9 protein-coding genes are annotated in these 11,477 nt (G+C 76.1%); 8 read left to right on the plus strand and 1 reads right to left on the minus strand.

Features of this window, described 5'->3' with window-relative positions:
* Positions 1-26: 26 nt before the first annotated feature.
* The 4 genes from ACF1ED_RS36870 to ACF1ED_RS36885 are packed head-to-tail and all read left to right on the plus strand — an operon-like array spanning position 27 to position 3,107.
* A complete protein-coding gene (locus ACF1ED_RS36870; RefSeq protein WP_391767736.1) occupies positions 27-722 on the plus strand; it encodes a 4'-phosphopantetheinyl transferase family protein in 696 nt (231 codons plus the stop codon).
* Entirely contained in the window at positions 719-1,537 is an 819-nt protein-coding gene (locus tag ACF1ED_RS36875; protein ID WP_391767737.1) for a thioesterase II family protein, read from the plus strand. Before ACF1ED_RS36870 ends, ACF1ED_RS36875 begins: the two co-directional genes overlap by 4 nt.
* Positions 1,534-2,403 (plus strand): metallophosphoesterase family protein, encoded by an 870-nt coding sequence (locus ACF1ED_RS36880; protein ID WP_391767738.1) that lies wholly within the window; start codon positions 1,534-1,536, stop codon positions 2,401-2,403. Before ACF1ED_RS36875 ends, ACF1ED_RS36880 begins: the two co-directional genes overlap by 4 nt.
* Positions 2,400-3,107, plus strand: a complete 708-nt coding sequence (locus ACF1ED_RS36885; RefSeq protein ID WP_391767739.1) for a 4'-phosphopantetheinyl transferase — start codon at positions 2,400-2,402, stop codon at positions 3,105-3,107. Before ACF1ED_RS36880 ends, ACF1ED_RS36885 begins: the two co-directional genes overlap by 4 nt.
* On the opposite strand, the gene ACF1ED_RS36890 is transcribed toward ACF1ED_RS36885, so the two are convergent.
* The gene (locus tag ACF1ED_RS36890) at positions 3,065-5,725 is read right to left on the minus strand and encodes an AAA family ATPase (RefSeq protein ID WP_391767740.1); all 2,661 of its coding nucleotides are present in this window, start codon (positions 5,723-5,725) and stop codon (positions 3,065-3,067) included. The genes ACF1ED_RS36885 and ACF1ED_RS36890 overlap by 43 nt on opposite strands.
* A 675-nt stretch (positions 5,726-6,400) precedes the next feature.
* On the opposite strand from ACF1ED_RS36890, the gene ACF1ED_RS36895 reads away from it, so the two are divergent.
* The 4 genes from ACF1ED_RS36895 (at position 6,401) to ACF1ED_RS36910 (ending at position 10,970) form a co-directional block, all read left to right on the plus strand.
* On the plus strand, positions 6,401-6,883 hold the full coding sequence (locus ACF1ED_RS36895; protein ID WP_391767741.1) for a DedA family protein: 483 nt from the start codon (positions 6,401-6,403) through the stop codon (positions 6,881-6,883).
* A gap of 106 nt (positions 6,884-6,989) precedes the next feature.
* On the plus strand, positions 6,990-10,283 hold the full coding sequence (locus ACF1ED_RS36900) for a DEAD/DEAH box helicase (protein ID WP_391767742.1): 3,294 nt from the start codon (positions 6,990-6,992) through the stop codon (positions 10,281-10,283).
* An 83-nt stretch (positions 10,284-10,366) separates the two neighbouring features.
* A complete protein-coding gene (locus ACF1ED_RS36905; protein ID WP_391767743.1) occupies positions 10,367-10,576 on the plus strand; it encodes a hypothetical protein in 210 nt (69 codons plus the stop codon).
* A gap of 16 nt (positions 10,577-10,592) precedes the next feature.
* Positions 10,593-10,970 carry a fic family toxin-antitoxin system, toxin component gene (locus ACF1ED_RS36910; RefSeq protein WP_391767744.1) on the plus strand — a complete coding sequence of 126 codons (378 nt, stop codon included), beginning with the start codon at positions 10,593-10,595 and terminating at the stop codon, positions 10,968-10,970.
* The last annotated feature ends 507 nt before the right edge of the window (positions 10,971-11,477 follow it).

Below are 11,477 nucleotides of genomic sequence, written 5' to 3' on the forward strand. Positions count from 1 at the left end.
ACCAGCCGGCCGCCGCCGTGGCCCGGATGTCAGCCCTGCTGGACGTCCGGGAGCGGCAGCGGGTGGCGCTCTTCGCGTCCGAGACGGACCGGCGCCGCTTCACGGTGGCGCACGGTGCCAAGAGGACGCTCCTCGGCCGTGTCTGCGGTCTGCCGCCGGACGACCTGGGTTTCGGCGAAGGGCCCGAGGGGCGCCCCTTCCTCTCCGCCGCTTCGCGGCCGGCGGCCTCCGGCGCCGGACCCGTCGACTTCAGCCTCTCGCACAGCGGCTCCTGGGCCCTCCTCGGGATCCTGCGCGGAGGCGGCCGGATCGGCGTGGACATCGAGCGGGTCCGCGAGGACCTGGAGTTCCGCGCCGTCGCCGGCCGGTTCTTCCAGCCCGCCGAGGCGCGCCGGCTCCGCCTCGGTCACCCCGGTGACCGGGCCCGCGAGTTCTTCCGGCTCTGGACCCGCAAGGAGGCGTTCCTCAAGGTCCACGGCCGCCGCCTGGGCGAGCTGTCCGGGGTGACGGGCACCCCTCCCGCCGTCGGGGGAGGCCCGGAGACCCTGTGGTTCGCCGGGGAACCCGCCTCCCTCGCGACCGGCTGGGAAGTCGCCGCACCACCCGGGTACACGGCGGCGGTGGCGGTCACCGGCCCCCGCGCGGCGCGGCCGCGGGTGGACGACTGGCCGACGGCGAGCCGCGCTTCCCTTCACGAACCCGACTGCGAGGTACGACCATGACCGCCCACGCCGGTGCCATCGACGAGCTGTGGATCCGCAGGTTCCACAGCGCCGCCCCGGACGCACTGCCCCTCGTGTTCTTCCCCCACGCCGGCGGCGGCGCGAGCTCCGCCCTGCGGCTGTCGCGGAAGCTCGCTCCCGCCGTCCAGGTGCTGGCGCTCCAGTACCCCGGCCGTCAGGACCGGCGCGGCGAGGACCAGATCGGCACGATCCACGAACTGGCCGACTCCCTGGCCGAGGTGCTCGGCGCGGCCCTGGGCCCGTCCGGCCGCCGCCCCTACGCCTTCTTCGGCCACAGCATGGGCGCCGTCCTCGCCTTCGAGGTGGCCCGCCGCTTCGCCGCGTCCGGCCGGAGCGGCCCGCGGCAGCTGATCGTGTCGGCCCGCCGGGCGCCCTCCGTCCCCCGGAGCGAGCGGCACCACCTGCTCGACGACCAGGGCCTGCTCTCCGTGGTCCGCTCCCTCAGCGGCACCGACCACCGGGTCTTCGAGGACCCCGAGCTGGTCGCCCTGGCGCTGCCGACCCTCCGCGCCGACTACCGGGCGATCGAGACGTACGCCTACCGGCCCGACGCCGGCGGGCCGGACCGGCTCGCCTCCCCCCTCACCCTGTTCACCGGCGCCGACGATCCGGAGACCCGGCCCGCGGCGACCCTCGCGGAGTGGGCCCGGCACACCACGGGGCCGACCGCCCACCACGTCTTTCCGGGCGGGCACTTCTACCTCGACGGGCAGCCGGCGGCCGTGGCGGCGGCGATCACCACCGCCCTGCGCCTCGGGGCCCTCCTCGACCCTGCCGGGTCCGACGCGGCATGAGCGGGCGGACGAGCGGAGCCGCGGGCCTGCGCGCGATCAGCGACCTGCACGTCACGCACGAGGAGAACCGGAGCGTGGTGCGGGACCTGCGCCCGGAACACCCCGACGACTGGCTGCTGGTCGCCGGCGACGTGGGGGAGCGGTTCACCGACATCGAGTGGGCGCTGCGCCTGCTGCGCGACCGGTTCGCCGAGGTGATCTGGGCGCCCGGAAACCACGAGCTGTGGACGATCCCCGACGACCCCTGCCGGGCGCGGGGGGAGGCCAAGTACCTGGCCCTGGTGGAGATGTGCCGGGCCCTGGGCGTGCATACCCCGGAGGACCCCTGGCCCGTGTGGCACGGCGAGGGGGGCCCGCTGGCCGTCGCCCCCCTGTTCGTGCTCTACGACTACTCCTTCCGCCGCCCGGCGGGGCTGTCCCGGGAAGCGGCGATGAAGCGGGCCCACGAGGCCGGAGTGGTGTGCACGGACGAGTTCCTGCTGCACCCCGATCCCCATCCGACGCGGGAGGACTGGTGCGCCGCGCGGGTGGCGGTGACCGAGGCGCGGCTGGAAGCGGCCGACCCTGGCCTCCCCCTGGTGCTCGTCAACCACTTCCCGCTGGTGCCCGACCCCACCGACATCCTGCGCCACCCGGAGTTCGCCCAGTGGTGCGGCACCCGCCGGACCGTCGACTGGCACCGCCGCCACCGCGTCGCCGCCGTCGTGTACGGGCATCTGCACGTGCCGCGCACCACCTGGTACGACGGGGTGCCCTTCCAGGAGGTCTCGCTGGGATATCCGCGGGAATGGCGCCGGCGTCCCGGGGGACCGGCCGCGCCGCACACCGTGCGGTTCGCGGCGGACGTCCGGGGGGCCCGGGCGTGATCGCCCCGATCCTGCCGCCGGCGGTCGAGTCCGCGGAGGCGTTCGGCGAGGAGGGCGAGCGGGCGGGGCTCTTCCCGGCCGAGGCCCGGTGCGTCGAGGACTCGGTACCGGGCCGCGTGCGGGAGTTCACCGCGGTACGGCACTGCGCCCGCACCGCCCTCGGCCGGCTGGGCCTCCCGCCCTCCCCGCTGGTGCCGGCGGACGGGGGCGCCCCGGTGTGGCCCGCCGGGGTCGTGGGCTCCATGACCCACTGCTCCGGCTACCGGGCCGCCGCCGTGGCGCGATCCGCCGTGTGGGCCGGGCTGGGGATAGACGCCGAACCGGACGAGCCCCTGCCCGGGGGCGTCCTGGAGGCCGTCTCGCTCCCCGCCGAGCGGGCCGGCCTCGCGGCGTTCGCCCGAGCGCGGCCGGGAGTCCACGCGGACCGGCTCCTGTGGAGCGCCAAGGAGTCGGTGTTCAAGGTCTGGTACCCGCTCGCCCGGCGGCGGCTCGACCCCACCGGGGCCCGGGTGCGCCTGGACCCCGGCGGAACCTTCCGGGCGCGCTTCCCCGCCCTCGGCCCCGGGCCGGCCGGCCGCCGGGCGACCGGTGTCGAGGGGACCTGGCGCGCTCACGGGGGGCTGCTGGTCACGGCCGCGTACGTGCCCGCGGCACCCGCGCCTCAGCGGACGGCGGACGCCGAGGGATACGCTCCGGCCAGCTGACTCCGGCGCGCCACCCCGAGCTTCCGGTACACCCGGGTCAGGTGCTGCTCCACCGTGCTGACGGTGACGAACAGCTTCTTGGCGATCTGCCGGTTGCTGTACCCGGCCGAGGCCAGGGCCGCGACCCGGTGCTCGGCCTCGCTGAGGGCTGGCATCGCGTGCCCCCCGCCGGCGGACGCCCCCGGCTCCCGCGGGCCCGTGGCGGGACCTCCGAAGCTCCTTTCGGCGTAGGGCTCGGCGACACCGCAGTCCTGGGCGAGCCGACGGGCGCGGTCACGCAGCTCGGCCGCCCGCGGCTGCTCGTCCACGCGCTCCAGGGCGTCGGCGAACTCGGCCAGGGCGTAGGCGAGTTCGAGCGGGGCGTCGCAGTTCCGCAGCAGTTCCACCGCGTGCTCGTAGATGCCGGCCTGCTTGCCGATGTCGGCGCCGGCGGCCAGGACGCGCAGGCACCTGGCCCGGGTGCGCGCGTCCTCCAGCGGAGTGCGTTCCATCTCCTCGTCGGCCAGTTCCCGCGCCTTCGCCGGACGTCCCATGGCCAGGTGGACCCTGGCCATGTCGATGCGCCACGTCATGAACGGCGCCGGCTCGATGTGCCACTGCTCCAGCAGTTCGCCGATCGTCCGGAACTCCTCGAGCGCCTCCGCGTACCGGCCGATCGCGGTGAGGTAGCACCCGCGCGCCTGGAGGTAGTACAGGCCGATCGGGCTCTGGAACATCGCGTCCGAGACGGGCAGGTGGAGCGAGGCGTCGGCCGCCTCGATGTCCCCCAGGGCGACCTGAGCCTGGACCAGGATGCCCAGCGGGACGGCGACGCGGATCCCCCAGGACCGCAGGGGGATGAGGTCCAGGGCGGCCCGGGCGTGTCCGACGGCCCCTGCCAGGTCGCCCCGCCGGAAGCAGATCTCGGCCGCGAGGGCGGTGAACAGCGCGTGCCAGGTGCGCGTGCCCGGGGTGGCGGCGCGGGACATGAGCCGCTCGCACCACCGCTGCGCGTCCTGGAGGCGGTCCCGGTACGTCAGCGTCAGCAGGGCGTTGGCGCACAGGAAGACCGTGCGCTCGTCGAGGTGCTGCCGCTGGAGCGCCCGCTCCGCGTCGGCGAGCCGCAGGGCGGCCTCCTCCTGCGAGACGAGTCCGCTCAGCATCCTCGCCGACTCCAGGGCGGGTTCGGGCCCGAGTCCGCCCCGCGCGCCCCCCGCCGACGGCCCGGCGTGCCCCTCGGCGGCGGGGTAGAGGCAGGAGAGCCACACCTCCGCCGCGTACAGGCGCTTGCGCTCCGCCGGGGTCAGCAGGTCGTGCATCTCCGTGAGCCGGCCGAGCGCGCCGATGGCCTCCTCGACGCGGCCGAACCAGAGCAGCTGGTCGACCACGGCGAGGGTGTGCCGGGCGCTGAGCGCATGGCTGCCCGCCGCTTCGACCAGGGACGTCAGGTGCCGCCCGGCGGCGGCCGGGTCGGCCTGCCACTCGGCCTGGATGAGCAGCACCGTGCTCGCGTGCCGCTGGCCGTCGTCGGTGGCGAGTTCGCGCGCGAGGGTGAGGCACCGCACGGCCTCCTCCGGTTCGCCGGCCGTGAGCGCCTGTTCGGCGGCCTCGTGCAGGAGGGGGATCGCCCACGGCTCCGTCACCGTGTTCCCGGCGAGCAGGGAGCGCGCCACCACGCGCGGCGGGGCCCCGTCGGCGTACAGCAGGGGGGCCGCCGTGGCGTACAGCGCGCTGAGTTCGTCCGCCGGCATGGCGCCCAGGACGGCGGCCGGCAGCGCCTCGTGGGCGAACCGGCCGTTCACCAGCAGCCCCGTCTCCTCCAGGGAGCGCAGCGCCCGCGCGCAGGTCTGGGTGTCCAGGCCGGTGAGCCTGGAGAGGGCCACGGGCCGTGCGGGGGCTCCCAGTACGGCGAGGGCGCGGGCGGCCCGGAGGGTGGCCGGCTCGCACCTGTGCAGGACGGAGACGAGGGCCCGGCCGAACGCCGGCGTCCGGGCGAGTCCGCCGGGATCCGACGGTCCGTCCGGAAGTTCGCGCAGCGCCCGGACGAGGCGCGGGTTGCCGCCGGTCAGGGCGTGGACGGCGGAGGGGTCGTGGGCCGCGCCGTCCAGGGCGGCGGCGACGCCCGTCCCGGAGAGCAGTCCGACCGGGACGCGGGTGAGGAGCGGTTCGGGCGGGAGGTCCGCGGCCAGGAGGGGATCCCCTTCGACGGCGGGCGGCACGTAGCCGAGCAGGACGAGCGCGCGACTGCCCCCGATCCGGCGCGTCAGGGCGGCCAGGCACGTCAGCGAGGGGGCGTCGGCGAGGTGCGCGTCGTCGACGCTGATGAGGACGGGCCTGTCGCTCCGCTCGATGAGGGCGAGGAGCTTCAGCGCCGTCTCGTGGGCGTCGTCGTCGCGGCCCACGGCCGGCAGCAGCTGCCGGACCACGCCCAGCGGCACCCCGCGCTCCGAGCGGGTGGCCGAGGCTAAGAGGTGCAGTGGCGCCTCGCCTCCGGGCTCCCGGGCGAAGGCGTGGAGCAGCTCGGTCTTCCCGCTGCCCACGGGCCCGCTCACCACACCGGCCCGCCCGCGTCCGCGGAGCGCCTCCCGGTACAGCGCGCGCAGCTGCTCCAGCTGGCCTTCCCTCTCGGCGAGTACCACCGGAATTCCCCCTCTGTACCGCGTCCATGAAGAGCCTCCCCAGTTTAAAACCTTCGCGAAGGTATGTCTATCGAGCCCCCCGCCCCACCGGAGCGAACCACCCCTTGAACTGGGCGAACGACCCCGCCGCATCCGCCGCCCCCGCCCAGGCCCGCCTCACGGGCCCGGACGGTCGCCTTCCGCGCGGCCGGCGGCGTACAGCTCGGCGGAGACGCGGTTCCGCACGGTCTCCGGGCTCGCCGTCAGCCGGCGGGCGAGCGCTCCGTCGCCGAGGCCCGGGCCCCCAGGTCCAGGACCGCGTGCTCCCGGGGCGTCAGCCCGCGCGGCGCCGCAGCCGCCCCCACGGAGGAGGTTTCCGGAGGAACCCGGGCCGTCTTGCCCCGGAAACCCGGGGCCGTACCCGGCCGGAGCCCTCCTCCGCCCGCCAGGCGCCCCGTACCAGGCGCAAGAGCGTTCGGGTTAACCTGGCCCTGCCGGGCGGGACCGGGCCGGATCCGGACCCGGACCCGGACCGTGGTGCCGCCACGGCGGAGACGCAGGGACGGAACGGCGGAGGCGGGCCGCAGGTGAGAGACGGAGACCGGGCTTGTGTCCGCCGCTGCCCCGTGGAGGCGGGACGCGCGGAGCGGACGACGCGGGACGCGGTGGCCGCCCCGCCACCCGGGGCGAGGCGCCGTGGATAAGGTCGCGCTCACCGCGGGCGCCCTCTACGTCATCGTGCTGCTCCGTGCCGGAGGCACCTTCGCCGTCGGCTGGCTCGCGGGCGCCGGCGCCCGCCGCAGCCGGTTCGCCGGGCGGATCTCCTCGGCCAGGTTCCAGCGCGCGGAGCGGGCGATCCAGCGGTGGGGCGCTCCCGTGGTGGCCGTCTCCTTCCTGACCGTCGGCTTCCAGACCGCCGCCAACTTCCTCGCGGGCAGCATGCGGATGCCCCTGTCGCGCTATCTCCCGGCCCTCCTCGTGGGGGGAGCCGCCTGGGCGCTGCTCTACGCGACCGTCGGCCTCGGCGCGCTCGAAGTGCTCGGCAGGCTGTTCGCCGACCGGCCGGTCCTCGGGGCGGCGGCGGTCGCCGCCCTCGTCCTCGGGACGTGCGGCGCGGTGGTGTACCGCAGGCGGCGCGCCGCCCGGGAACCCGGCGGGGCCACGGCCGAGGAGTCCTGAGCCCGTAGCCCCTCCCGCGGAACCGCCCTCCCGCGTGACCCTCCCCCTGCCGGGGAAGGGAGCGAATCGCCTGCGGGCGGTGATCTTGAGATGCGACAGTCACGTCATGCGCAGTGACGAGGCCGTCGAGCAGGGATCCGTCGCCGACCTGGCACGGGAGCGGTGGGACGTCACGCTGGGAGGAGACCTCCCGGCGCGGTTCGCGGAGCCCGGCTGGAGCCACGAGGGCACGGTCGCGCGCCGCTGCCCCGCGTGCGCCGGCGAACTCCACGCCCTGCGCAGACCGTACGAGTCCCAGGGCCGCACCTACCGGTACACGGCGCTCGTCTGCCCCGCCTGCCACGCCGCCCTCACCCTCGCGGACCTCGGGGCCAAGCGCTACGACGAGCTGACCGGCGCCGAGACCCGCGGGCCCGGGCGGCCCGCCGCGAGACCGGGACCGCGCGGGGCCCGCCCGCGGGGCGCCGCGCCGGCCGTGAGCGTGACCGTGAGGCTGCCGGCGCAGCCGCGCCCCGGCGCACGCGAGGGCCGCGGCCCGGCCTGGCCGGAGGACCTGCCCGTCCCCGACGGCACCGAGCGGCGCGCCCTGCTGTGGTGCAAGGCCGCCGATCCCGCGTGGCGTCCGGCCGAGGCCGCGCTCGCGGTGGCCGAGGACGTCCGGGTGATCCTCCCCGAGGGCCCGGTGTACGCGCCGCTGCGGGCCTGGCTGGAGGAGCGGGACGTCCCGTACCGCGCCGGCCGCTACTGGGAGGAGGCCGGACAGGTCGGCACGGTCACCGACACCGGAGGCCGTACGGAGCTGGTCGCGGCCGGACCGGACGGCGCGGCACCCGCCGCCGGGCCCTGGGCGGCGGCCGCCCGGGACGCCTTCGCTGCCCAGTGGGACGCGCTGGAGGAACTGCCGGACGCGGGCACGGGCGCGGACGTCGGCGCGGGTCTCGACGCCGGCGCGGGTGGCCGCGGTCCCGGCGCCTACGTTCCCGTCGGCGGACTGGTGCCGCCCGAGTGGGCCGCGCTGCTGCCGCACCCGTCGTTCAACCCGGTGCAGGCCGCCGCCGTCCCCGCCGTGCTGGGGGACACCGGGCACCTGGTCGTCGTCGCGCGGACGGGCGCGGGCAAGACCCCGATCGGCATGGTCGCCGCGCTGGAGGCCCACGCCCGCGGACGCAAGGCGGCCTGGCTGGTGCCGCAGCGCTCGCTCACCGACGAGCTCGACCGCGACCTCCAGCGGTGGCGGAGCCACGGCCTGCGCGTGGTCCGGCTGACCGGCGAGTCGGCGGTGGACGCGGAGCTGATCCGCTCCGCCGACGTCTGGGTGGCCACCACCGAGAAGTTCGAGGCGATCTGCCGCGCCGGCTCGCTGCGCGACGCCCTCGCGGAGGTCGGCTGCCTGGTCGTCGACGAGATCCACCTGCTCGGCGATCCGACCCGCGGAGCCGTACTGGAGGCGCTGCTCACCCGCGTGCGCGAGGACGCCACGGCGACCCGCATCGTCGGCCTGTCCGCGACCGTCGCCAACGCGGACGAGGTCGCCCGGTGGCTGGGCGCCCGGCTGGTCCGCACCACCTGGCGGCCCACCCGGCTCACCTGGCAGCTGCCCCTCCTGCCGCCGGTCGACGAGACGGACCGGGCGGGACGCGCCGCCGTCCGCACCGAGGCCGCCGTACGGATCGCCCGGCAGGTCACCGCGGACGGCGGCAGCGTCCTCGTCTTCTGCGGCAGCAAGCGCGGGGTGCGGACCACGGCGCTCGCGCTGGCCGCCGACCGGGGCGTGCCCACCGCCGGGGCGGACGCCGACGACGCCGAGGCCGTCGAGCGGCTCTGCACCAAGGCCGGGGTACGGCTCCACTACCGCGACTGGCCGTACAAGCGGGAGGCCGAACAGGCCTTCCGCGCCCGCGAGGCCGACGTCCTGGTCGCCACCTCCACGGTGGCCGCCGGCGTCAACCTCCCCGCCCGCGCGGTGATCGTCCGCGACACCACCCTCGGCCTCGACCGCGTCGAGGTGTCCATGGTCCAGCAGATGTTCGGACGCGCCGGACGCATCGGCGCCGGAGAGCGCGAGGGCTGGGCCTTCCTGCTCACCGACCCCTCCGAACGGGCGCACTGGCAGGCCCGGCTGGTCGGCGGGTACACCGTACGGTCGCGCCTGGACGAGCACGTGGCCGACCACCTCCTCGCCGAGGCCGTCCAGGAACGGGTGGCGAGCGTCGAGGAGGCGGAACGCTGGTGGGCCGGGACCTTCGCCGCGCACCAGGGACACGACAGCACCGAACCCCTCCTCGACGCGGCGCGGTTCCTCGCCGACGTGGGCTGCCTGCGCGCCGCCGCCGACGGCGACGACCGGTTGGAGCCGAGCCCCCTGGGCCGGCTGACCAGCCGCTTCATGGTCGACGCCACCCTCGCCGACGACATCTCGACGGCGCTGCGGCACACCCCGGTGCCCGAGGACCCGCTCACCGCCGAGCACGTGCTCACGCACCTGCTGAGCACCCGGCTCCCCGTCCTGGAACAGGCGCCGTTCACCGACCGGGCGCGCACGGCGCTGCGCCGCGTCCTGCGCGAGGCCGATGAGGAGGCCGGTCGCGGCACCGGGAGGGGCGCCGCACACGGGACCGGCTCCGCCGGCACCGGCGCCGACACCGACGACCCCTGGGGCCTGGGCCCGGCGCGGGACCCGGGCCGGGGCCACCAGGCCGAGGACGAGGAGCAGCGGCCGCGGCCCGGCGACCTCGCCCGCGCGGTCCTGCTGCTGGCGGCGACCCGCCCCCACCTCTTCCGCGGCCGTCCCGCGTACGTCCTCGGCATCCCGGTGGACTCGATGACCGGCATCCTGGAAGAGGCCCAGCGCTACCTCTCGTGGCTCGGCGCGCAGGGACCCCTCGGCACCGTCCACCCCTGGACGGCCGTCGTCGCCGGCGACCTCGCGCTGCGGATCCGCTGGCGCGCCCTGGGCCCCGGGCGGGGCTCCGGACGCCTGCTTTGGATCTGCGAGCGCATGGCCACGGCCCCCCTGGCGCCCGGTCTCGTGCCCCGGATGTGGCGCGCCGCCCGCGACCGGGGCGTCGACGCGCCCGACTGGCCCGGCACCACGCCCCCCGGCGACTGCGCGCTGCCCCCGGACCGCTACCGGGCGCTGCTCGCCGAACGGGCCACCGGCACCCGCCTCGCCGTCGAGGACGACACGGTCCGGGTCTGGGCCCCGCCCGGCGCGGACGTCCACCTGTGGAACGGCGCCACGACCACGCGCCACCCCGCCGACGGCGAGGAGACCGTGCTGCCCCTGCCGGCCGCCGACCCGGCCGACCCGTCGGCGGGCCGGTGCGGCGCGGCCGTCTTCACCCGCGGCGACCGGCTGGCGGCCGGATGGCTCGGAGCGTACGCGGCGGTCAGGCCCTGACGGGAGCGCCGGGCATCCGGAAGCGGACGGGGATCTCCCGCCGGGGCTGCCTTGTCAGGTCCCGGACCGCTACCGTGGTGCCCATGGCACGGGAAATCCGCATCGAGATCAGCGACGAGGCCTACGAGGCGCTGCAGCAGGCCGCCGCCGCGAGGCACGTCGCCGCCGAGGACTACGCCGGCGACGTCCTGCACGCCGATCTCACCCACACCCGCTTCATCGAGGGCGCCCGCTCCTTCGTCCACCAGCACGGCGACGCCTTCGCCGCCCGCTACGGCAGCCCCGCCGCCTGACCCGAGGGACCGGCACGTGACCGTGCACGTCGATCTGGCCTGGCTCCTCGGCATCGCCCAGAAGGTCATCCCCAGCGACCCGGAGATCACCGACTGGGGCTCGCTCGAAGCGGCGCGCGCCCGCCACGCCTTCCGCATCATGGACACGCCGGTCTACGACCTCCCGCACCACCGCGCCGCGGCCCTCCTCCACCAGCTCGTCCGCGTCCCCGCCCTGGAGCACTCGAACGAACTGTTCGCCGTGGCCGTGGCAGCCGCCTACCTCCACGCCTCCGGCCACCCGGTCGACGTCACCAGCCAGGACGCCATCACCCTCGTCGACCGCGTCCTGACCGGCGACGCCGACGCCCGCCAGGTGGCGGCCGCCCTGAAGACCTGGGAGACCCCGGGCTGACGGGCCGCCGGCAGACGCGACCGTCGACGTGCCGAGCCACGCGGCCCCTCCCGGAATGCCCCCAGAGCGAAGTTGACATGCGATTTACAGGTCCGTAGTGTCCTCCGAGTTGTCCGACGTGAGCACCGGCCCCGGTCGGCCCCGGACAGCCACTCCGCAAGAACCACTGAGCCTGACGGCCACGGTTCTTCGTGCCGTCCTGCTGCCTTTCTGTGCGCTCTTGCGGAATGAGGAATTCGCGTCCGGACTCCGGACGCCCTCCGATTCGCATCGGAGGGAAGGAATCCGCTAATGTCTCACTCGTCGGAACGGCCCGAAAGCCGGAAAGGCAACCCCCTCTGACTGGGAATCGGGCGCCGAAAGGGTCTGATAGAGTCGGAAACGCCGGAAGGGCCCGGAGTGAAAGCGAAACGGACCGGAAAGCACCGAGGAAATCGGGTCGGAAAGATCTGATAGAGTCGGAAACGAAGGAAGCGCCCGGAGGGCCCGGAAACGGGAACGAAGGAA

The sequence above is a fragment of the Streptomyces sp. NPDC014656 genome (assembly GCF_043084305.1).
Lineage (GTDB): Bacteria > Actinomycetota > Actinomycetes > Streptomycetales > Streptomycetaceae > Streptomyces.